The organism is Bradyrhizobium sp. USDA 223 (genome assembly GCF_044909005.1).
Classification (GTDB): Bacteria; Pseudomonadota; Alphaproteobacteria; order Rhizobiales; family Xanthobacteraceae; genus Bradyrhizobium; species Bradyrhizobium yuanmingense.
Genome location: NZ_JBIYDR010000001.1, coordinates 7,299,105 through 7,318,896 on the forward strand (window position 1 = coordinate 7,299,105; position 19,792 = coordinate 7,318,896).

Genomic DNA, 19,792 nt, shown 5'->3' on the forward strand with positions numbered 1-19,792 from the left:
TGCCAAAGGAGGCAAGGCGATGAATATCCAGTTCCGCGAGAACCAAGAAGCCGCTTCCCCACTGACCGTCAAGACCGCAATCGCGGACTGCGACATCCATCCGGCACGAACGACCCCCACCGAGCTCTATCCCTACCTCGCCAAACGCTGGCAGCATCATCTCGAAATTTACGGCGTCCATGCCTATCAGGGCATGCTGGAAGGCCCGCCCTATCCAAAGGCCCAGCCCAACGCCTCGCGCCGCGATGCCTATCCGCCGGAAGGCGGCCCGCAGGGCTCTTCACTCGCCTTCATGCAGAAGCAATTGCTCGATCCCAACAACGTGCAGCTGGGCGTGCTCAACCCGCTCAACACCGGGCAGGGCATCCGCAATCACGAGCTCTCAGCCGCGCTGTGCTCGGCCATCAACGATTGGCAGATCGACAAATGGACCAGCAAAGATAAGCGGTTGAAGGCCTCGATCGTGGTCGGCAATGAGGACGGGCTATCGGCCGCCGCCGAGATTCGCGAGCGCGCCGGCGACAAGAATTTCGTGCAGGTGCTGCTGCTCAGCCGCAATGTCGAGCCGCTCGGCCAGCGTCGCTATTGGCCGATCTACCAGGCCGCAGAAGAAGCGGGGCTCCCGGTCGGCGTCCACGCCTTCGGCTTCGGCGGCAATCCGATCACGCCGTCGGGCTGGCCATCCTATTACATCGAGGAGATGGTCGGGCATTCGCAGTGCCAGCAATCGGCGCTTGCAAGTCTGGTTTTGGAGGGCGTGTTCGAGCGCTTCCCGAAATTGAAGATGGTGATGATCGAGGCCGGCTTCGGCTGGGCGCCGTCACTGGCGTGGCGGCTGGACAAGGCCTGGCAGCGGCTCAGGAGCGAGGTGCCGCATGTAAAACGGCCGCCGTCGGAATATATCCGCGAGCAGGTGTGGTGGACGACGCAGCCGATGGAAGATCCTGAAAGGCGCGAGGATCTGTTCGACGTCATCAAATGGATCGGCTGGGATCGTCTCTTGTTCGCCACCGATTATCCGCATTGGGACTATGACGAGCCGTCGCGCGTGCTGCCAGCGGGAGTCAGCGAGGCCAACCGCGAGGCGTTCTATCTCGGCAATGCGAAGAAGCTGTACGGAATCAATTGATGGCGCGGCACGTCATTGCGCCAGTGGATGAACTCCCGCCCGGCACGCGAAAATTCCTGGAGATCGACGGGCGGCCGATCGCAGTCTTCAACATCAAAGGCGAATATTTCGGCCTGATGAACCGCTGCCCGCATCAGGGCGCTGCGCTGTGCGAGGGGCCGTTGATCGGTCTCGCCCAGTCGCGCAATCCCGGCGAGATCGAATACACCAAGCTGGGTGAGATCATCCGCTGCCCCTGGCACGGCTGGGAGTTCGACATCCGCACCGGCCAATCCTATTGCGACCCCCGCCGTTTCCGCGTGAAGGCCTATCCCGCCCATGTCGAGCCGGGCGCGAGCGTGGTGAAGGGGCCCTATGTCGCGGAGACCATCCCGGTGAAAGTCGAGAGCGACTACGTGGTGGTCGAAATCTAAGCCGCACCGGCGGTGCGCTCCCTCGCCCCGTTCTTACAGGGAGAGGGTTGGGGTGAGGGGCCTCTCTCAACACGAGCGGTCGTCGAGATACCTGTACCCCCTCACCCGAATTCGATCTGCGATCGAATTCGACCTCTCCCCGCAAGCGGGGAGAGATGAAGAGAGTGCGCGTCCCGAAATGACACCGTCTAGCGCCCCGCCACCGGCTCCGGCACCGCATCATAGGCCGGCACTGTGCCGCCGCCGCGATACACCGTCGAGGCCGCGATGATGCCGAGCAGGGCGGCGAACATTAGCCAGAAGCCAGGCGCGGCCTTGTCGCCGGTGCGCTCGATCAGCCAGGTCGAGGCGAACGGCGTGAAGGTGCCGAACAGGGCGGCGGCGAGCGCGAAGGCGAGCGAGAAGCAGGTGGTGCGCACGTGCGCCGGCACGATCTCGACGAGTGCGCCGAGCATGGTGCCGCTGTAGACGCCGAAATAGAACGAGAACATCATCTCGACCGCGAGCAACTTGCCGAACGTCGGCGCGGCCACCAGCCAGTGCAGCGCCGGATAGGCGGTGACGAGAGAGAGGCCGGCGATGGCGAGCAGCACCGGCTTGCGGCCGATGCGATCGGACAGCGCGCCGCCGACCGGATTCCAGATGAAGTTGCTCACTGCGACGAGCAATGTCACGAGCAACGCGTCCTGCGTCGACAGCTTCAGCACAGTCTTGCCAAAGGTGGGCGTGTAGACGGTGACGAAATAGAACGTCGTCGTGGTCAGGATCGCGATCATCATGCCGAGCACGACGATGCGCCAGTTGGTGAGTGCGGAGGCGAACACCTCGCGCGTCGTCGGATGCTTTCTCATGGCAAGGAAGGCCGGCGTCTCCTCCAGCGTCCGCCGCAGGATGAAGATCAGCGGAATGATCAGGCAGCCCACGAAGAAGGGAATGCGCCAGCCCCAGGCGGCCACCAAGTCGGCCGGCATCACCTCCGAGAGGATGAAGCCGAGGATCGAGGCCACGAAGATCGCGACCTGCTGGCTCGCCGATTGGAACGAGGTGTAGAAGCCGCGATTGCCGGGCGTTGCGATTTCCGCGAGATATACCGAAACGCCGCCGAGCTCGACGCCCGCCGAGAAGCCCTGCAGCAGCCGGCCGATCAGCACGATGATTGGCGCGGCGATGCCGGTGGTCGCGTAGCTCGGGCAGAACGCGATGACGACGGTGCCGAAGGCCATGATGCCGAGCGTGACGATCAGGCCCTGGCGGCGGCCGATGCGGTCGATATAGGCGCCGAGCACGATCGCGCCGACGGGACGCATGAGAGCGCCGAGCCAGAATACGCCGAACGTGTTGAGTAGCGAGGCCGTCTCGTTGGTGGAGGGGAAGAACGCCTTGCCGATCGCGGCGGCATAGAAGCCGAACAGGAAGAAGTCGAACTGCTCGAGGAAATTGCCCGAGGTCGCGCGCAGGATGGCGCCGATGCGCGATTTGATCGCGGGTGGATTGGTCGATGCGGCTGATCCAGCCATGGCGTTCTCCCCTTGGAAAGGCGTGGCCGGCCGAGAATCGTTCTTTCGGCAAGGCGACAGATTGATGCTGCGACAATCTGCCATACCCCTTCCCGCGCGGGGCGAGGCGAGTCAACCGATTTCGCCGGGGAAGCTGATGAATTTTCAGGCTTTATTTTGCGCTGCAGCGATCATCCAGTCGCGAAAAGCGACCAACTTTGGCGCCTCGCGACGGCCCTCGGGCGAGACCAGGTAAAAGCCGGCGTCCGCCGGCAGCGCGATCTTGAACGGCACGACGAGCCGACCTTTGGCGATGTCGTCCTGCACGTAGGAGGTCCGTCCCATCGCGACGCCGATGCCGTCGATCGCCGCCTGGATGGTCATGAAGATCATGTCGAAGGTGATGCCGGGGTGTCTTGCGATATCGGCCGGCAGGCCCGCCGCGGTCAGCCACAGCCGCCAGTCGTCGCTATTGGTGCTCGACGTGTGCAGCAGCGGATGGTTGCGCAGATCCTCGGGGCGGCGCAGCGGCTTGTCGCCGCGCAGTAGCGACGGGCTGCACACCGGAAACAGCTCGTCCGCCATCAGCCAGTCGGCGCGCAGGCCCGGCCATTGGCCGCGGCCATAGCGGATCGCGGCATCGACATTGTCGCGTTGGAAATCGACGAGGCTGGTCGAGGTGGTGATGCGCACATCGATGCCGGGGTGCTGCTCCTGGAAATCGGTCAGCCGCGGCAGCAGCCATTTGGCGGCGAGTGAGGCCAGCGTCGACACCGTCAGCACCTTGTCGTCCTCCTTACGCAGCAGGCGGTCAGTGGCCAGGCGCAAGTCGTTGAAGGCGGCGCGGACGCCCGGCAGGTAATCGCGCGCCTCCGGCGTCAGCGCCAGCGCGCGGTTCTGCCGGATGAACAGGCGGATGCCGAGCTCCTCCTCCAGCCTGCGGATCTGATGGCTGATCGCGGTCTGGGTCACGTTCAGCTCGCTGGCTGCCAGCGTGAAGCTGAGATGGCGCGCGGCGGCCTCGAACGCCCGCAATCCGTTCAGGGAGGGCAATCTGGCAGTCATTTGGCAGCAGGATGCATGACGTTATTTCATGCGAAAAGGTACAAATTGTCGTTTGTCGCGGCGCAGCAGAAGGCAGATATTAGCCGTCAACTTAGCTCCAGGAGCTGAAAATGTCTACATTGACCGACAATTCGATGACAAATCATCATGCGCACGGCCTCCTCTACCAGATCGGTGAAATCCTCCACGTCTGGCACGAGCGCTACCGGACCCGGCGCGAGCTGACCAACTGGACCGCCCGCGACCTCCACGACGTCGGGCTGTCCTGGTCCGACATTGCCTACGAGGCCGACAAGCCTTTCTGGCGGGCCTGATAGGCCGCCAGGCCGGCGCCGCCTGAGCACAGGGGCGCCGGCGGTCCCTTTTCCGCAGGGCATGTGACATGAGCAGCCTCCGCCTCGAAGACCTCAAGCAATATTCGGACGTGCTGCGCACCCGGCACGGTGAGCGGCTCAATGTCCGCTTCGTCGAGCCGCGCGACACCGATGAACTGCAGCACTATTTCCGCTCGCTCTCGACCCGCTCCCGCTACAACCGCTTCTTCGGCGCGATCAGCGAATTGCCCAAGGGCCTGCTGCACGATTTCCTCGAGGTCGGCGAGCGCGATCGCTTCACCATCGTGGCGACCATGATGGTCGACGGCTTCGAAACCATCGTGGCCGAAGCGCGCTATGCCTTCCATGCCGAGACCGCGACCCTCGAGTTCGGCCTCTCGGTCGATGACCGCTGGCAGGGCCACGGCATCGCCACCGCGCTGATGAAGAATCTCGAATGCCGCGCGGCCGCGCTCGGCGCCGAGCACATCTACGGCGACACGCTGCGCTCGAACGAGACCATGGTCTCGCTCGCGCGCAAATCCGGCTTCACCTTCGTCAACCACCCTGATGACTGGAAGCTGGTGCGCTTCGACAAGGAGATCAGGGTCGAACCGAAAGACATTCCCTGTGCGAGCTGGCGCCTCGCCGCCCTTTCCCGTCAGGCCGACAGCCCCTCAGCCTCGGCCTGACATGACTGCAGCCCGGCCTGGCCAAGCCAGCGCCGGGCTTTTTTTTCCACTGCGGTCTCTCACTCCATCGTCATTCCGGGGCGCGCGTAGCGCGAACCCGGAATCCATTACACCGCGCGTTTCGCGGCCCGATGGATTCCGGGTTCGATGCTGCGCATCGCCCCGGAATGACGCCTCGTTTCGGAACTACTTCCCCGTGAACACCGCCTTGCGCTTCTCGATGAAGGCCTGCACGGCCTCCTTGTGGTCGGCGGTCGTGGTGAGGCGGACCAGCCGCTCGGCTTCGTGGTCGCGCGCGGTTTCGAAGTCGAACAGCAGGGCCTCGTCGAGATTGTCCTTCATGTAGCGCAGCGCGAGGCGCGGGCCTTCGGCGAGCGATTTGGCCAGTGCGAACGCCTCGGTCTGCAATTTGTCGTCGGGCACGACGCGGTTGACGAGGCCGATCGCTTCGGCGCGCGCGGCATCGACGCGGTCGCCGGTGAACATCAATTCGCGCGCCCGCGCGGTGCCGACCAGCCGAGTGAGCAGCCAGGCGATGCCATAATCGCCGCTGAGCGCGATGCGGGCATAGCCGGTGGCGACGAAGGCGGATTGCGCGGCGATGCGGATGTCGCAGGCCATGGCGATGGCGAGCCCGGCGCCGACCGCGGGGCCGGGAAGCGCAGCGATCGTCGGCTTGCGCACAGACACCAGCGCGCCGGTGAGCAGCCGCTGCCGCTCCTGCAGGTCGGCGACCTTGTCGTCAAAGGACATGTCGAGCTTGGCCTTGTCGCGATGCGCACCCATGCCCTTGACGTTGCCGCCGGCGCAGAAGGCTTCGCCCGCGCCGGTCAGCAGCAGCGCGCCGACATCGGGATTCTCGCCGCAGCTCCTGATCATCGTGCGCAGCGCCGGCGTCAGCGCGTCCGACAGCGAGTTGCGCGCCTCCGGCCGGTTCAGCGTGATCACAGCGACGCGGTCACGGACCGTGCAGAGGAGTTCATTGGTGCCGGTGTCAATGGTGGTTTCGGTGGTCATGTCGCCTCCCTCGTTCGTCATTGCGAGCGAAGCGAAGCAATCCAGAATCTTTCCGTAGAGCCAGTCTGGATTGCTTCGTCGCTTCGCTCCTCGCAATGACGGGTGTTGTTGTCAGCTCGCCCTCAAAACCTCTCCACCCAGGGCCGCAGCTCCAGCTCCCAGCTCCAGGCGCTGCGCGGCTGCTGCAGCACGTTCCAATAGCTCAGCGCGATCGCGTCGGGATCGAGCATCGAGTCCGACTTGTCCGCCGGATCCGTCCGCGCGGCGCTCCTGATGCCGCCGTCGATGACGAAATGCGCGACATGGATGCCCTGCGGCGAGAGTTCGCGCGCCATGCTCTGCGCAAGTCCGCGCAGCGCGAACTTGCCCATCGCGAAGGGAGCGGACTGCGCATAGCCCTTGACGCTGGCGGAGGCGCCGGTGAACAGGATCGCGCCGTGCTGGTTCGGCAGCATGCGCTTGGCCGCCTGCTGCGCCACCAGGAAACCGCCATAGGCGCTGACCGCAATCGCCTGCGCGACGTCGGCGGGCACGAGGTCGACGAACGGCCCGCGCGTGCGGCCGGAGGCGTTGTAGACGACGAGGTCGGGCATGCCGATCTCGCGCTCGACCAGGCCGAACAGCCGCTCCACCTCGTCGGGCTCGGTGGCGTTGCAGGCATAGGCCTTGGCCCCGGTCTCCGTGCAGAGCGCGCCAAGCTTCTCGATCTTGCGTGCGGCGAGCGCGACGCGGATGCCCTGCGCCGCCAGCAGGCGCGCCAGCGATGCGCTGAGGCCTTCGCCGGCACCGACGATGAGGGCGATCCTGTAGTTCGGGTGTTCCATGGCGTGATCTCTCCGAAGTAGGAGCCGCTGATCTATGCATGGTCCGCGCAGACAACCAGCCGGCGCGATCACAATTCCGCAGGGCGAGTTGCTCCCTCGCGGCGATCATGCCGCCCTGACATTTTGCGGCTTTATCGCTGTCTGCGACTGGAGCATGATCGACATCATCCAAAGCGGCAAGCGCAAAGAATTGCCGTCGGACGGAAACGAAGAGGACGATCATGCCCGGACCGGTTAAAGCGCAGCCAAAAGATATCGCGGCCGCACCCTCCGGCCTGCTGGCGCCCGATACGTCGGGCATGAATTTCTACCGCGCCGATCCCGCGCTCGCGGACCTGCTTCGCATCCATCTGCCGGAGAATCTGTTCCGCCACATCGAGCCGCATCTCGACCGGCTCGGTGAGCTCGCCGGCGGCCATCTCGACGAATGCGCGCGTCTTGCCGACCGTCACACGCCCATCCTGCACCAGCGCGACAAGTTCGGCCGCGACGTGCAATGGATCGAATATCACCCGGCCTATCGCGAGCTGGAGAACGCCGCGTTCGGCGAGTTCGGCATCCATGCGCTCTCGAACGCTAAGGGCATCATGGGCTGGCCGGAGAAATACCCTGTTGTCGCCAAGCACGCCTTCACCTTCCTGTTCAACCAGACCGAATTCGGGATGGGCTGCCCGATCAACGTCACCGATGGCTGCGCCAAGCTCTTGGCGAATTTCGGCAGCGAGGCGCTCAAGGCGAAATATCTGGATGGCCTGACCTCGACCGACATGAGCAAGCTGACCCAGGGCGGCCAGTTCATGACCGAGAAGGAAGGCGGCTCCGACGTCGGCACGCTGACCACGCGCGCCGTGCAGGAAGGCGACCATTGGCGCCTCTATGGCGAGAAATGGTTCTGCTCGAATGCCGACGCCAAGGTCGTAATGCTGCTGGCCCGGCCCGAAGGCGCCGGGCCCGGCACCCGCGGCGTCGGCCTGTTCCTGATGCCGCGCTTCCTCGACGACGGCACGCAGAACCATTACCGGATCGTGCGCCTCAAGGACAAGCTCGGCACCCGCTCGATGGCCTCGGGCGAGATCAAGCTCGAAGGCGCGATCGCCTACCCCGTAGGCAAGCTCGACCGTGGTTTCGTGCAGATGGCCGAGATGGTGAATTCGTCGCGGCTCTCCAACGGCGTCAAGTCCACCGCACTGATGCGCCGCGCCTATCACGATGCGATGACGGTCGCGACCAACCGCGTGGTGTTCGGGCAGCGCATCATCGATCTACCGCTGGGACGGCGGCAGATGCTGAAGATCATGCTGCCGGTGGAGCAGGGCCTGTCGATGAGCTTCCTCACTGCTGATGCCCTCGACCGTGCCGAGGCCGGCAGCCAGGATGCTGCGGCGCTGCTGCGCATCCTCACCCCGACGCTGAAATTCCGCGCCACGCGCGATGCGCGCAAGGTTTGCGGCGATGCGCTCGAGATGCGCGGCGGCATCGGCTATATCGAGGAATTCGCCACCGCCCGCCTGCTGCGCGATGCGCATCTCGGCTCGGTCTGGGAAGGCACCGGCAACATTGTCGCGATCGATGCGCTGCGGCGGGCAGTGGGCCGCCACGGCGCGGAATCCGCGCTCGCGGCCGATCTGCACGCCCGGCTCGGCGACAGCGCCTCGGTACCGCAGGCCTGGCGCGATCATCTGCGTGGCCTCACCGACCGCGTCGTCGGCTTCGCACGCGAAGTTGCGGCCAAGTCCGAGAACGAAGCCGATGCGCGCCGCGCCACCAGCGCGCTCTATCACGTCGCCAGCGCAGTCGCCTTCGCCTGGGAAGCGCACCGCGTCCACGAGATGCGTGGCGATGCACGCCGGCTGCTGCTCTCGCGCCTCGTGATCGACCATCGCGTGACGCCGAGCGATCCGTTCCGGCTGACGGAAAATGCCGCGCAGGCGAAGATTGCCGCGCTGTTGCTCGGCGATCGTGCCGCCAGCATGAGCGAGGTTGGCGAACTGGTTCTGGCGGCGTAGGCTTCTGTCTTCACCTCTCCCATAGGGAGAGGTCGATTTGCGTAGCAAATCGGGTGAGGGGCTCAGGTCCCACGAGGGGGTGTAACCCCTCACCCGACGCTTCGCGCCGACCTCTCCCCATGGGAGAGGTAACGTCCGCACGCAACGAAATCATAAACAACGAGGAAACACCGATGAAGGCCGCCGTCCTCTATGAAGTCAACCAGCCGCTCGTCATCGAGGACATCAGCCTGCCGAAGCCGGGACCGCGCGAGGTGCTGATCCGGACCGCCGTTGCCGGTCTCTGCCATTCCGACCTGCACTTCATGGAAGGGCTCTATCCGCATCCGCTGCCTGCGGTGCTCGGTCACGAATCCGCTGGCGTGGTTGAGCAGGTCGGCTCCGATGTGACTTATGTCAAGCCGGGCGACCATGTCGTCACATGTCTCTCCGTCTTCTGCGGCACCTGCGACAATTGCACCACCGGCCGCACTGTGCTCTGCACCGACGCGACGGTGAAGATGCTGCCGGGCGTCTCCAACCGGATGCAATGGTCGAAGCCGGAGAAGCTTCACCAGTTTCTCAATCTCTCCTCCTTCGCCGAGCAGATGCTGGTGCACGAGAACGCCATCGTGAAGATCCGCAAGGACATGCCGCTCGATCTCGCCGCCCTGATCGGCTGCGGCGTCATCACCGGCTATGGCGCGGTGGTGAACACGGCGAAGGTGACGGCCGGCGAGACCGTAGCGGTGATCGGCTGTGGCGGCGTCGGCATGGCCGCGATTAACGGCGCGCAGATCGCCGGCGCCGGTCGTATCATCGCCATCGACACCAATCCCGCAAAACTCCAGCTCGCGACCAAGCTGGGCGCGACCGACATCATCAACCCCGCCGACGGCGATGTCGTGAAGCAGGTGCGCGACCTCACCAATGGCGGCGTGCACCATGCCTTCGAGGTGCTCGGGCGCAAGGAGACGGCCGAGCAGGCTTTTGCGATGCTCGCCTCCGGCGGCACCGCCACCATCGTCGGCATGATCCCGTTCGGGCAGAAAATCGAGCTGCACGGCTTCGACTTCCTGCGCGAGCGCAAGATCCAGGGCTCCTCGATGGGCTCGAACCATTTCCGCGTCGACATGCCGCGCCTGGTCGACTTCTATTTGCGCGGCCGGCTGCATCTGGAAGATTGGATCTCGGCCAAGCTGAAGCTCTCCGAGATCAACGAGGGCTTCGCCAACATGAAAGCGGGCAAGACGCTACGCAGCGTGATCGTGTTCGATAGTTGATTCCAGAACCGCTGTTTCGCTCCGTCATTGCGAGGAGCCCTCGCGACGAAGCAATCCAGGAGTCTCCGCGGAGATAGTCTGGATTGCTTCGCTTCGCTCGCAATGACGTGAAGGAATCAATCATCGAACATCTTCGGCGGCACGAAGCCGCCGAACTCGCGCTCGATCAGCTCGGCGAGCTTGAGCGGCGTGCGGTCCTCGAGGAAGGGACCGACGATCTGAGCGCCGACCGGCAGGCCGTCCTTCGACAGGCCGAGCGGAACGGCCGTTGCCGGCAGGCCCGGAAGCGTTGCGATGCCCGGCCAGGCGAGCTGGTCGGAATAGGGGTAATCCTTGCCGTCGATGCTGATCGTTCGCAGGCGCTGCTCCGGCGAATGATCGTGCGGAAAGGCCGGCGTCGGCATGATCGGGCAGATCACCGCGTCGAAGCTCCCGAACAACGCCCGCCATTGCGCGCGCAGGACGGCGCGGGCCCCCGCATCGAGCACCCAGGCGCGGTGGCTCGCGGTGATGCCGCGCAGTCGCTCCGCGTCAAGGCTGGTGTCCTCCGGTGACAGCTGGCTCGCCCGCGCCTGCGCATCCGCCAGCTCGTCGGGAGGCAAGAACGCGCCGAGGAAACCCAGCAGCATGCGCATGTAAAGCCGGGACGTCTCCGCGAAGTCCGGGAGCAGCGCGCTCTCGCGTGCGACGGTGACGCCGGCCTTCGCAAGATCGATTGCGAGCTTGTCGATCGCGCTGCGGACATCTCGGTCGCTCGGCAGCAGAGGATGGCTGTCGATCACCAGGATACGAAAATCCCGCAGCGACTGATGCCGCGCAGCCGGCAAATCGAGCTTGTAGGCGATACCGATGTCGAGAGGATCGGGTCCCGCCATGACGTCGAGCAGCAAGGACAGATCCGCCGCATTGCGCGCCATCGGCCCGATGACGGCGAGGTCGCCCTCGCGCGGAATGGCTGGAAACGGCGGCGGGGTCTCGCCGCGCGCCGCGCAGAGATTGAGCGTCGGCTTGTGCGCGAACACGCCGCAATGAAATGCCGGCACACGCAGGGAGCCGCCGATGTCGGAGCCGGTGGCGAGCGCGCAATAGCCTGCGGCGAGGGCTGCCGCCGATCCCCCGGACGAACCGCCCGGCGTGCGGCCGAGATCGTAGGGGTTGTTGGTGGTGCCGTAGATGTCGTTGTAGCTCTGCCAGTCGCCGAGGCCGACCGGCAGGTTGGTCTTGCCGAGGATCACGCCGCCGGCTTGCTTGATGCGGGCCACGGCCAGCGCGTCTTCCACGGGCTTGAAATCCTTCTGCGGCAGGAATCCCCAGGTCGTCGGCAGGCCGGCGATGTTGAAGGATTCCTTGATCGTCGTAGGCAGGCCGAGCAGCGGCTTGCGCTCGCCGCGCGCCAGCGCCGCATCCGCCTCGCGCGCCGCAGCGAGCGCGCGATCGAAGTCGCGCACGCACACCGCGTTGATCCTGCCGTCGTGCCGTTCGATACGCGCGATCGCGTCCTGCGCCAGCTCGACGGCCGAGACCTTCTTCGCACGCAACGCGGCCGACAGTTCGACCGCACTCTTGAAACTCCATTCCGATCTGGCCACGGCGCTTCTCCCGCTCCGGTTCTTGGAAGATGATGCGCAGTTTGGCCGAATCTCTCAACGGCTGTTTGATGGAGATTGTGGTTCCCGATCAAATCAGGCCATGCCGGCGCTAGCGAGGAAGTCGAGCAGCAACCTGCTCACCGCGGCCGGCTGCTCCTGCTGGACCCAATGGCCGGCGCCGTCGACGAGATGGCAACCGAGCATCTTCGTGCACGCGCTGCGCTGCATCGTCTCGAATACGCCGGGCCGTTGATAGGTGCCCCAATCCTGCTTGCCCGAGATGAAGCAGGAGGGCACGTCGATGCTGCGGCCGGCAAACAATTGCATCTCATTGTTCAGCGTGCCCGACGTGCCGTAGCGGTACCATTGCAGCCCGCCCTGAAATCCGGTGCGGCTGTACTCGGCGCTGTAATGGGCAAGTTGGCTGTCCGGCAGCCATTGGTTCGCGGCGATCGCGGCCGGAGAGGGCATTTCCTTCGCGACCGTCTCGGCCATGGTCTCATGCAAGTCCATCACGTAATAGGTCGGCAGCTTCGCCAGCTCCTGCGCCGACCACGCTTGCAGCGGATAGGGCTTGTTGTCGGTCCAGTCCGCGCTCTTGTGATGATAATAGGCGCGCAGGAAATCGTGCACGCCCTGCGGTGCCTGCTGCATGTGGGCATTGGCTTCCCGTGTCGAATAGTACCATTGATAGTGCTTGCGTGGCCGCGGCAGCGCGGCGAGCTCGCGATGCACCGGGTCTTCCACCGCGGGCTTTGCCGGATTGTCGACCGTGCCGAACGGCAGCGCCGGTGGGCCGCCGAACGGCGCGCTCATCATCGTCACCGAACGAAACACGTCGGGCCGGATCAAGGCGCACCAGGCTGCGACCGGGCTGCCAAAATCATGTCCGACCACATCGACCTGCCTGTAGCCGAATGCCGACACCAGAGCGAGCGCATCGCGCACGAGATTGAGAAGCGAGAACGGCGCGAGAGGGCCGTCGTACTCCGCGCTCCATCCCGTGGTGCGTCCGTAGCCGCGCTGGTCCGGTGCGATTACGTGATAACCAGCGGCGGCCAGCGCCGGCATCACCTTGCGCCAGGAGAAGGCGAGCTCGGGAAAGCCGTGCAGCAAGAGGATACAGGGCCGTCCCTTGGTCTCGAAACCGGCCTCCAGCACATGCATCCGCAAGCCGTTGATGCCGTCGACGGTGCGCGAGCGGATTCCGGCGGGCAGGGGGACGTCGGGGAGTGCGGTCATCGTATTCTCCCCACGGGCAGTATCGTAGGGTGGGCAAAGGCGCAAAGCGCCGTGCCCACCATTGTTCAACGCGAGATACCGTGGGCACGCTTCGCTTTGCCCACCCGACGACAGCTCGCTACACCGCCGTGCACACGAACGCGTTGCCCTTGCGCCTGATCTTCCCCACCGACGGCGAGGGGAAATGCGCGGTGCAGCACAGCGTGTCGGTGTCGCAATAGCGTTCCAGGAAGCTGCGGCGCGTTTTCGCGGCTGCGGCCGGATCGACGTCGAATTTGATCGACAGCTCCGGATAGAGCGTCTGCAGTGGCGAGTGGATGAGATCGCCCGAGAACACCGCATCGTCCTTGCCGCGGCCCATCGTGATGGCGATATGGCCCGGCGTATGGCCAGGTGTCGGCAGGATGCGGACGTGGTCGCCGATCTCGTGGTCGTTGCCGACGAGCTCGTGCCTGTTGGCCTCGACCACCGGCAACACGCTGTCGACGAAGGGCGGGATCTCCGTCTTCTCGTTCTGCGCGGACCAGTGATCGAATTCCTGCTTGGCGAACACATAGCGCGCCTTGGGGAAGGTCGGCACCCAGCGGCCGTTTTCCAGCCGCGTGTTCCAGCCGACATGGTCGACATGCAGATGCGTGCACATCACGAAGTCGATGTCGTCGACCGAAAACCCCGCGGCCCCGAGGCCGCGCAAATAGGTGTCGTCGGTCTTCATGTTCCATTTCGGCCGCGGCCGCGGCTTGTCGTTGCCGATGCAGCTGTCGACCAGGATGGTGTGGTGCGGCGTCTTCACTACGTAGGACTGGAAGCACAGCAGCAGCACGTCCTCTTCGTCCAGCGCCTTCGCCTCGCGCATCCACGCCCGGTTCTCGGCCAGCACCTCGGCCGTCAGCCCCGGCAGCATCTCCAGCGCCGGGACGAACGAGGTCTCCTGCTCGATGACGCGATGGATGGTGAGATCGCCGACCGAGAATCTGAGGCTCATGAGAACTCCCGAACTTTATGCGGGTGGCGGCACCGAGATCTTCACTGAGGGCCGCTCCAGCATCTTCTGGTGGAAGGCGTCGAGCTTGGGAAAGGCCTTGCGCCAGCCGCAATCGGCGAAGCGGAAGTCGGCATAGCCGAGCACGCAAACGAGGCCGATCTGCGAGATGTCGAACGGGCCGTTCAGCACGTCAGGCATGTTCTCGAAGCGCGCCATGCCGGTCCAGGCTCTGTTCCAATGGTCGTCCGACCAGGCCTGCCATTGCAGGCCCTGCGGCCGCACCATCTTCTCGTAACGGCACAGCAGCATGGAATCGAGCATGCCGTTGATCAGCGAGTGATTGGTCTTGGCCTTCCAGCGCCGCGGGCCGTAATCCGGAATCAGGCTGCCGCCGGCGATCTCGTTGAGATATTCGACGATGACGTAGGAATCCAGGATCACGTCGCCGTCATTGGTGATCAGCACCGGCAGCTTCTTCAGCGGCGTGATCTTCGAATAGTCCTCGTTGGCCGTGCCCGGCGTCACGCTTGCTGGCACGAATTCGATCTTGTCGATCAGCCCGAGCTCGATCGCGGCGATGCGCACCTTGCGGGCAAAGGGCGAGGCGGGGGAGAAGGTGAGCTTCATGGGAATTCCCTGCAATCGAACTTGTGCGAACGGCGTCTCCTCGTCATGGCCGGGCTTGACCCGGCCATCCACGCCTTGCCGCGTAGTCAGACTGTGAGACGTGGATGCCCGGGTCAAGCCCGGGCATGACGACGGTGTATGATGCGCGGCTTACGCCGCCACGATCTCCTGGCGCTGCTCGCCGAGGCCTTCGATGCCGAGCGTGACGACGTCGCCGACATTGAGGAAGGTCGGCGGCTTCATGCCGAGGCCGACTCCGGGCGGGGTGCCCGTGGTGATGACGTCGCCGGGCAGGAGCGTCATGAACTGCGAGACATAGGAAATGCACTTGGCCATCGAGAAGATCATGGTCTTGGTCGAGCCGGTCTGGCGGCGCTGGCCGTTGACATCGAGCCACATCGACAGGTTCTGCACATCCTTGATCTCGTCCTTGGTGGCGAGCCACGGCCCGAGCGGGCCGAATGTGTCGTGCGACTTGCCCTTGGTCCACTGGCCGAGGCGCTCGATCTGGAAGGCGCGCTCGGAGACGTCGTTGCAGACGCAATAGCCGGCGACGTGGTTTAGCGCGTCGGCTTCCGAGACATATTTGGCGCGAGTGCCGATGATGGCGGCGATCTCGACCTCCCAGTCGAGCTTGGTCGAGCCGCGCGGCTTCTCGACGGGATCATTCGGGCCCGACAGCGAGGTATTGGCCTTCATGAAGATGATCGGCTCGCTCGGAATCTCGGCGCCGGTCTCCTTGGCATGGTCGGAATAGTTGAGGCCGATCGCGACGAATTTCGAGATGCCGGTGACGGGCGCGCCGAACCGGGGCTTGCCGGAAACGGCGGGCAGCGAGGCGGGATCGATCGCGGCCAGCTTCTTCAGGGATTCCGGCGAATAAGCTTCGCCGGTGAGGTCCTTCAGATGCGCCGACAGGTCGCGCAATTGGCCGGATCTGTCGATCAGGCCGGGCTTTTCCGCACCCTTCTCGCCATAACGAACAAGCTTCATTCTCGTTTCTCCCTGGAGATTGGACCGATCGGTTGAATAGCTTCTTGGAACAGGGCGGCGGGAAATTCAACCGCCCAAAACGGGCATCACCCCAGCGCCACGAACCTGAATGCGTCGCCGTCCCGCTTGATATGTCCGGCCGAATAATGACCGCCGATCACCAGTGTGGGCGTGTCGGCAAAGCGCGAGAACACCGCGTACCGGCTTGCCGCCGATCGCGCGGGATCGGTATCCACGGTCGAGCACCAGTCGAGATGGGCCATCTGGCAGGGATGATGGGCAACGTCGCCGGTCAGAAGCGCCTGCTCGCCATCGGACTCGATCAGGACGCTCATGTGCCCCGGGCTGTGACCGGGGGTTGGGATCATTTCGATCTGCTCGCAAAGCCGATGGTCACTCGGGACCAGATCGGCCTGGCCGGCATCGACCACTGGCTTCACGGAATCGTTGAACACCGCGACCTTGTCCGGCTCGGCCGTGTAATCACGCCAGTGCTCATATTCGGTCCTGCCGAAAACATAGCGCGCCTTCGGAAATGTCGGCACCCAGCGGCCGTCAACCAGCCGCGTATTCCAGCCGACATGGTCGACGTGAAGATGCGTGCACAGCACGGTGTCGATGCTGTCAGGCGGAAACCCCGCCGCTGCCATGGTCTCCAGAAAGGGTGTGCTGCGGTTGTTCCAGGTGGGGACACCGCGGCCCTGCTTGTCGTTGCCAAGGCCGGTGTCCACCACGATCCGGCGCGTCGGCGTCTCCACCACCAGCGAGTGGATCGACATTTTCAGCCGGCCTTCGTCGGTGGCGAAATGCGGGATCAGCCAGGGCAGCTTCTGGATCTCGTCATTGGTCGCTGCCGGCAGGATGAAGCGGGTCGAGCCGACCGTCTCCATTTCGACGAATTTGGTGATCCTGACCTTGCCGACCTTCCACTGCATCCGGCGCCTCCCCTGTGTTCTTGCTCTTGCGCTGGAACATGCACATTTTCTGCCATCGGGCGCAATGGATCATCTGAGGTGATGTGGCGTTATCGCGGGGAACTGGATGCTAGCCGAAGAGGACGCCATGCCAGAGCTTGCGATTTCCGCGGAGAAGGTCGCCTTCATCATCGAGAAGGCGCGCGAATTCGACGTCAAGGAGGGGGCTTCTGATCCGGACTCCGGCTCGAACGCGGCCGACGACGATATGATGGACGTCCTCGACGACGATGGCTCCGATCCGGTCGTGCAAGAGCTCGGCAGCTTCATGATCGCCCTGAACGAGGACGAGCAGCTCGACCTCGTCGCGCTGACCTGGCTCGGCCGCGGCGACGGCACGATCGATGACTGGGACGAGCTGCGCGCCCGCGCGGCGGAGGCGCGCCGTGAATATGGCAGCCCACGCCGCGAAACGGTGCACTATCTGCTCGGCGAGCCCATGCTGGGCGATCTGCTCGCGAACGGGCTCGACGAATTCGGCATCGACTGGACCGATGAGCGCACCACCGCCGATTCCTCCGCTCCGAGCCAGCAGGATGAGGACGAGCCCACCAAGCAGCGGTGAGGATCGGGCTTTGACGCCTCCACATCGTCATGGCCGGGCATAGCCGTCCGAAGGACGGCGTCGCTTCCGCTCGCCTATGCCCGGCCATCCACGTCTTACTTTGCCGAACAAAGAACGTGGATGCCCGGGACAAGCCCGGGCATGACGATCCTTCGTGATGCGATGATGCTTTACAGCGTCCCCGGGAACGCGCCACCATCCAGCAGAATGTTCTGGCCGGTGATGAAGCCGGCCTTGGCGCCGCACAGGAAGGCGCAGGCATAGCCGAATTCGTCGGGCTGGCCGAAGCGGCCGGCGGGGTTGAGCTTGGCGCGCTCGGCCAGGATCTGCTGCGGCGTGACGCCACGCTTGTCGGCTTCGCCCTTCGCGGTGCTGGTCAGGCGATCGGTCTCGAACGGGCCCGGCAGAAGGCCATTGATGGTGACGTTGTTGATGACCGTCTTGCGCGACAGGCCGGCGATGAAGCCGGTGAGGCCGGCGCGGGCTCCGTTGGAGAGGCCGAGGATATCGATCGGCGCCTTCACCGCGGCCGAGGTGATGTTGACGATGCGGCCGAACTTGCGTGCCATCATGCCGTCGACCGTCGCCTTGATCAGCTCGATCGGGGTCAGCATGTTGGCGTCGATCGCCTTGATCCAGTCGTCGCGGGTCCAGTTGCGGAAATCGCCGGGCGGCGGGCCGCCGGCATTGTTGATCAGGATGTCGGGCTCGGGGCAGGCCTTCAGCACCGCCTCGCGGCCCGCCGGCGTCGTGATGTCGCCGACGATCTCGGTGACGGTCACGTCGGGATAGGCCTTGCGGATCTCGTCGGCGGTCTTCTTCAGCGTATCAGCGCCGCGCGCGGTCAGCGTGACGTGAACGCCGGCCTCGGCCAGCGAGATGGCGCAGGCGCGCCCCAAGCCCTTGCTGGATGCGCAGACGATGGCGCGGCGACCCTTGATCCCAAGATCCACTGTTTCACTCCCGTAAATGTCAGGCAGGTTTTGGACGGCGGCTACCTTAGCCAACTGTGATGCCGCTGATAAGGGAGCGGCCCGCACCAAAATGCATGCGCCTCGCGGCTAGCGATGCAAATGCGCCAGATCAGATCCGCCGCTCCTGCTTGAGGCGGTCGATCGCGGCGGCAGCTTCCGGCGGCAGCGACTTGAAGCCCATCTGGCCCGCGGTCGAGAACAGCGGGCGCAGATGCGAGCCGGCGAGGAAGGGCGGCTGGCGGTTCGTCGGCACGATCTGATCGAACACCAGCACCAAGGTGGTGGCGACGAGGCCGACCCTGACGGCGCCGAGCGCCGCGCCGCCGAGCCGGTCGCCGAGGCCGGCCTCGCCGATCGTGTCGTTCAGCGCGATGCGGCCGATATGGCCGAACAGCATGCCGACGACGACGAAGATGGCGAAGAACCAGATCCAGTTCTGCAACAGCGGCGAGTTCGGATTGCCGGCGATCTGCGGTGCGATCAGCGGCATCAGCGCCACCGCTATGGGTGCGGCGAGCAGATAAGCGAGGATGGTCATGGCACTGCGCAGCAGCCCGGTCCTGAACCCCAAGCCGACCGCGACTGCCAGCGCGGCGTAGACAGCGAGATCGAAACTGTTCATTCGCGAAAGCCCCGCCTCGACGGAACGAATGAACGCCGAGCCGATCATTCCGGTTTCAGATCGCTAAAATCGTCTGTATTGGTGGCCTCAAAGCTCAAGGGAACCGCGCAAGGAACGCGTCATGTCAGACCTATTCGACGTCAGTAAAGAAATCATCCTCGTCACGGGTGCGAGCCAGGGGCTGGGCCGGCAATTTGCCCGGGTGCTGGCCGCGCATGGTGCGGCCGTCGCGCTCGCTGCGCGGCAAACGGACAAACTGAGGAGCCTGGAAGAGGAGATCCGCGGCAAGGGCGGCCGCGCCGCTGCGGTCGCGCTCGACGTCACCGACACCGCCTCGATCGCCAGGGCTGTCGACGCCGCCGAGGCCGCGCTCGGGCCCGTCACCGTGCTGGTCAACAATGCCGGCATCGCCATCGAGAAGCTCGCGACCGAGCAGACCGAGGCGGATTGGGACGCCGTGATCGGTGCCAATCTCAAAGGCGCCTATTTCCTCGCAACCGAAGTGGCGCGGCGCATGATCGCGCGCAAGCAGCCGGGCAACATCGTCAACATCGCCTCCGTGCTCGGCACCGGCGTCTTGAAGGCGCTCTCGCCTTACGCGATCTCCAAGGCCGGCATCATCCAGGCGACGAGAGCGATGGCACTCGAGCTCGCGGGCCAGAACATCCGCGTCAACGCGCTCGCGCCCGGCTATATCGACACCGAGATGAACCACGCCTTCTGGTCGACGCCGGCAGGCGAGCGCCTCGCCAAGCGCATCCCGCAACGCCGCGTCGGCGCCGAGTCCGATCTCGACGGCGCGATCCTGCTGCTGGCATCGAACGCGTCGCGCTACATGACGGGCAGCGTGGTGACCGTGGACGGCGGCTTCTTGCTGAATTGAGCCCCTCTTCGCCTCTCCCCGCTTGCGGGGAGAGGCCGGAATTTGCGAAAGCAAATTCCGGGTGAGGGGGAGTCTCCACGTGTCGCGATCGTTGGCACACGCAGTGTTCCATCCACATCG

At 64.8% G+C, this 19,792-nt stretch carries 21 protein-coding genes; 9 read left to right on the forward strand and 12 right to left on the reverse strand.

Annotated features, from left to right (window positions below; genetic code table 11):
- The first annotated feature begins 19 nt into the window (after positions 1-19).
- Together ABIA40_RS33980 and ABIA40_RS33985 are read left to right on the forward strand one after the other, a co-directional pair.
- Complete coding sequence (locus ABIA40_RS33980) at positions 20-1,129, forward strand: amidohydrolase family protein (RefSeq protein ID WP_271546013.1); 1,110 nt, start codon at positions 20-22, stop codon at positions 1,127-1,129.
- Entirely contained in the window at positions 1,129-1,542 is a 414-nt protein-coding gene (locus ABIA40_RS33985; RefSeq protein ID WP_157283159.1) for a Rieske (2Fe-2S) protein, read from the forward strand. The genes ABIA40_RS33980 and ABIA40_RS33985 overlap by 1 nt, the downstream gene beginning before the upstream one ends.
- A gap of 188 nt (positions 1,543-1,730) precedes the next feature.
- On the opposite strand, the gene ABIA40_RS33990 is transcribed toward ABIA40_RS33985, so the two are convergent.
- Positions 1,731-3,059 carry an MFS transporter gene (locus ABIA40_RS33990; RefSeq protein ID WP_271546011.1) on the reverse strand — a complete coding sequence of 443 codons (1,329 nt, stop codon included), beginning with the start codon at positions 3,057-3,059 and terminating at the stop codon, positions 1,731-1,733.
- A 144-nt stretch (positions 3,060-3,203) separates the two neighbouring features.
- Positions 3,204-4,103: a transcriptional regulator GcvA gene (locus ABIA40_RS33995; protein WP_157283157.1), complete on the reverse strand. Its 900-nt coding sequence runs from the start codon at positions 4,101-4,103 to the stop codon at positions 3,204-3,206.
- Between the two features lie 110 nt (positions 4,104-4,213).
- On the opposite strand from ABIA40_RS33995, the gene ABIA40_RS34000 reads away from it, so the two are divergent.
- Both ABIA40_RS34000 and ABIA40_RS34005 read left to right on the forward strand, forming a co-directional pair.
- The gene (locus ABIA40_RS34000) at positions 4,214-4,417 is read left to right on the forward strand and encodes a DUF1127 domain-containing protein (protein WP_271546010.1); all 204 of its coding nucleotides are present in this window, start codon (positions 4,214-4,216) and stop codon (positions 4,415-4,417) included.
- 68 nt (positions 4,418-4,485) lie between these two features.
- Complete coding sequence (locus ABIA40_RS34005; RefSeq protein WP_271546008.1) at positions 4,486-5,109, forward strand: GNAT family N-acetyltransferase; 624 nt, start codon at positions 4,486-4,488, stop codon at positions 5,107-5,109.
- A 186-nt stretch (positions 5,110-5,295) separates the two neighbouring features.
- Here the strand turns inward: ABIA40_RS34005 and ABIA40_RS34010 are convergent, their stop codons facing one another.
- Both ABIA40_RS34010 and ABIA40_RS34015 read right to left on the reverse strand, forming a co-directional pair.
- Complete coding sequence (locus ABIA40_RS34010) at positions 5,296-6,126, reverse strand: enoyl-CoA hydratase (RefSeq protein WP_157283155.1); 831 nt, start codon at positions 6,124-6,126, stop codon at positions 5,296-5,298.
- A 122-nt stretch (positions 6,127-6,248) separates the two neighbouring features.
- Positions 6,249-6,950, reverse strand: coding sequence for an SDR family NAD(P)-dependent oxidoreductase (locus ABIA40_RS34015; RefSeq protein ID WP_404545591.1), 702 nt, complete (start codon positions 6,948-6,950; stop codon positions 6,249-6,251).
- 34 nt (positions 6,951-6,984) lie between these two features.
- Between ABIA40_RS34015 and ABIA40_RS34020 the strand changes: the two genes are divergently transcribed.
- The 3 genes from ABIA40_RS34020 to ABIA40_RS34030 all read left to right on the forward strand — a co-directional run bounded on the left by ABIA40_RS34020 (position 6,985) and on the right by ABIA40_RS34030 (position 10,218).
- Positions 6,985-7,188: a hypothetical protein gene (locus ABIA40_RS34020; RefSeq protein ID WP_404545593.1), complete on the forward strand. Its 204-nt coding sequence runs from the start codon at positions 6,985-6,987 to the stop codon at positions 7,186-7,188.
- Positions 7,172-8,956 (forward strand): acyl-CoA dehydrogenase family protein, encoded by a 1,785-nt coding sequence (locus ABIA40_RS34025; protein ID WP_404545595.1) that lies wholly within the window; start codon positions 7,172-7,174, stop codon positions 8,954-8,956. The genes ABIA40_RS34020 and ABIA40_RS34025 overlap by 17 nt, the downstream gene beginning before the upstream one ends.
- Positions 8,957-9,129: 173 nt before the next feature.
- Positions 9,130-10,218: a Zn-dependent alcohol dehydrogenase gene (locus tag ABIA40_RS34030; protein WP_271546002.1), complete on the forward strand. Its 1,089-nt coding sequence runs from the start codon at positions 9,130-9,132 to the stop codon at positions 10,216-10,218.
- 116 nt (positions 10,219-10,334) lie between these two features.
- Here the strand turns inward: ABIA40_RS34030 and ABIA40_RS34035 are convergent, their stop codons facing one another.
- The 6 genes from ABIA40_RS34035 to ABIA40_RS34060 all read right to left on the reverse strand — a co-directional run bounded on the left by ABIA40_RS34035 (position 10,335) and on the right by ABIA40_RS34060 (position 16,589).
- Positions 10,335-11,807 (reverse strand): amidase, encoded by a 1,473-nt coding sequence (locus tag ABIA40_RS34035; RefSeq protein ID WP_404545597.1) that lies wholly within the window; start codon positions 11,805-11,807, stop codon positions 10,335-10,337.
- 93 nt (positions 11,808-11,900) lie between these two features.
- Positions 11,901-13,049: an alpha/beta fold hydrolase gene (locus tag ABIA40_RS34040; RefSeq protein WP_404545599.1), complete on the reverse strand. Its 1,149-nt coding sequence runs from the start codon at positions 13,047-13,049 to the stop codon at positions 11,901-11,903.
- 118 nt (positions 13,050-13,167) lie between these two features.
- Positions 13,168-14,034: an MBL fold metallo-hydrolase gene (locus ABIA40_RS34045; RefSeq protein WP_404545601.1), complete on the reverse strand. Its 867-nt coding sequence runs from the start codon at positions 14,032-14,034 to the stop codon at positions 13,168-13,170.
- 15 nt (positions 14,035-14,049) lie between these two features.
- A complete protein-coding gene (locus ABIA40_RS34050; protein WP_157283150.1) occupies positions 14,050-14,661 on the reverse strand; it encodes a glutathione S-transferase family protein in 612 nt (203 codons plus the stop codon).
- A gap of 150 nt (positions 14,662-14,811) precedes the next feature.
- A complete protein-coding gene (locus tag ABIA40_RS34055) occupies positions 14,812-15,654 on the reverse strand; it encodes a fumarylacetoacetate hydrolase family protein (protein WP_271545994.1) in 843 nt (280 codons plus the stop codon).
- A gap of 86 nt (positions 15,655-15,740) precedes the next feature.
- The gene (locus ABIA40_RS34060; protein ID WP_275497704.1) at positions 15,741-16,589 is read right to left on the reverse strand and encodes an MBL fold metallo-hydrolase; all 849 of its coding nucleotides are present in this window, start codon (positions 16,587-16,589) and stop codon (positions 15,741-15,743) included.
- Positions 16,590-16,716: 127 nt separating this feature from the next.
- On the opposite strand from ABIA40_RS34060, the gene ABIA40_RS34065 reads away from it, so the two are divergent.
- The gene (locus ABIA40_RS34065) at positions 16,717-17,193 is read left to right on the forward strand and encodes a DUF3775 domain-containing protein (RefSeq protein WP_271545992.1); all 477 of its coding nucleotides are present in this window, start codon (positions 16,717-16,719) and stop codon (positions 17,191-17,193) included.
- A 170-nt stretch (positions 17,194-17,363) separates the two neighbouring features.
- Here the strand turns inward: ABIA40_RS34065 and ABIA40_RS34070 are convergent, their stop codons facing one another.
- Positions 17,364-18,146: an SDR family oxidoreductase gene (locus ABIA40_RS34070; RefSeq protein WP_271545990.1), complete on the reverse strand. Its 783-nt coding sequence runs from the start codon at positions 18,144-18,146 to the stop codon at positions 17,364-17,366.
- A gap of 130 nt (positions 18,147-18,276) precedes the next feature.
- Positions 18,277-18,789: a CvpA family protein gene (locus ABIA40_RS34075; protein WP_036021099.1), complete on the reverse strand. Its 513-nt coding sequence runs from the start codon at positions 18,787-18,789 to the stop codon at positions 18,277-18,279.
- 121 nt (positions 18,790-18,910) lie between these two features.
- Here ABIA40_RS34075 and ABIA40_RS34080 point away from each other — a divergent pair, with 121 nt between their 5' ends.
- Positions 18,911-19,672 (forward strand): SDR family oxidoreductase, encoded by a 762-nt coding sequence (locus tag ABIA40_RS34080; protein WP_404545604.1) that lies wholly within the window; start codon positions 18,911-18,913, stop codon positions 19,670-19,672.
- The last annotated feature ends 120 nt before the right edge of the window (positions 19,673-19,792 follow it).

Bases quoted from the DNA above. Each gene is read 5' to 3' on its own strand.
- ABIA40_RS33980 (WP_271546013.1), top strand. From the start codon at position 20: ATGAATATCCAGTTCCGCGAGAACCAAGAAGCCGCTTCCCCACTGACC.
- ABIA40_RS33985 (WP_157283159.1), top strand. From the start codon at position 1,129: ATGGCGCGGCACGTCATTGCGCCAGTGGATGAACTCCCGCCCGGCACG.
- ABIA40_RS33990 (WP_271546011.1), bottom strand. From the start codon at position 3,059: ATGGCTGGATCAGCCGCATCGACCAATCCACCCGCGATCAAATCGCGC.
- ABIA40_RS33995 (WP_157283157.1), bottom strand. From the start codon at position 4,103: ATGACTGCCAGATTGCCCTCCCTGAACGGATTGCGGGCGTTCGAGGCC.
- ABIA40_RS34000 (WP_271546010.1), top strand. From the start codon at position 4,214: ATGTCTACATTGACCGACAATTCGATGACAAATCATCATGCGCACGGC.
- ABIA40_RS34005 (WP_271546008.1), top strand. From the start codon at position 4,486: ATGAGCAGCCTCCGCCTCGAAGACCTCAAGCAATATTCGGACGTGCTG.
- ABIA40_RS34010 (WP_157283155.1), bottom strand. From the start codon at position 6,126: ATGACCACCGAAACCACCATTGACACCGGCACCAATGAACTCCTCTGC.
- ABIA40_RS34015 (WP_404545591.1), bottom strand. From the start codon at position 6,950: ATGGAACACCCGAACTACAGGATCGCCCTCATCGTCGGTGCCGGCGAA.
- ABIA40_RS34020 (WP_404545593.1), top strand. From the start codon at position 6,985: ATGCATGGTCCGCGCAGACAACCAGCCGGCGCGATCACAATTCCGCAG.
- ABIA40_RS34025 (WP_404545595.1), top strand. From the start codon at position 7,172: ATGCCCGGACCGGTTAAAGCGCAGCCAAAAGATATCGCGGCCGCACCC.
- ABIA40_RS34030 (WP_271546002.1), top strand. From the start codon at position 9,130: ATGAAGGCCGCCGTCCTCTATGAAGTCAACCAGCCGCTCGTCATCGAG.
- ABIA40_RS34040 (WP_404545599.1), bottom strand. From the start codon at position 13,049: ATGACCGCACTCCCCGACGTCCCCCTGCCCGCCGGAATCCGCTCGCGC.
- ABIA40_RS34045 (WP_404545601.1), bottom strand. From the start codon at position 14,034: ATGAGCCTCAGATTCTCGGTCGGCGATCTCACCATCCATCGCGTCATC.
- ABIA40_RS34050 (WP_157283150.1), bottom strand. From the start codon at position 14,661: ATGAAGCTCACCTTCTCCCCCGCCTCGCCCTTTGCCCGCAAGGTGCGC.
- ABIA40_RS34055 (WP_271545994.1), bottom strand. From the start codon at position 15,654: ATGAAGCTTGTTCGTTATGGCGAGAAGGGTGCGGAAAAGCCCGGCCTG.
- ABIA40_RS34060 (WP_275497704.1), bottom strand. From the start codon at position 16,589: ATGCAGTGGAAGGTCGGCAAGGTCAGGATCACCAAATTCGTCGAAATG.
- ABIA40_RS34065 (WP_271545992.1), top strand. From the start codon at position 16,717: ATGCCAGAGCTTGCGATTTCCGCGGAGAAGGTCGCCTTCATCATCGAG.
- ABIA40_RS34075 (WP_036021099.1), bottom strand. From the start codon at position 18,789: ATGAACAGTTTCGATCTCGCTGTCTACGCCGCGCTGGCAGTCGCGGTC.
- ABIA40_RS34080 (WP_404545604.1), top strand. From the start codon at position 18,911: ATGTCAGACCTATTCGACGTCAGTAAAGAAATCATCCTCGTCACGGGT.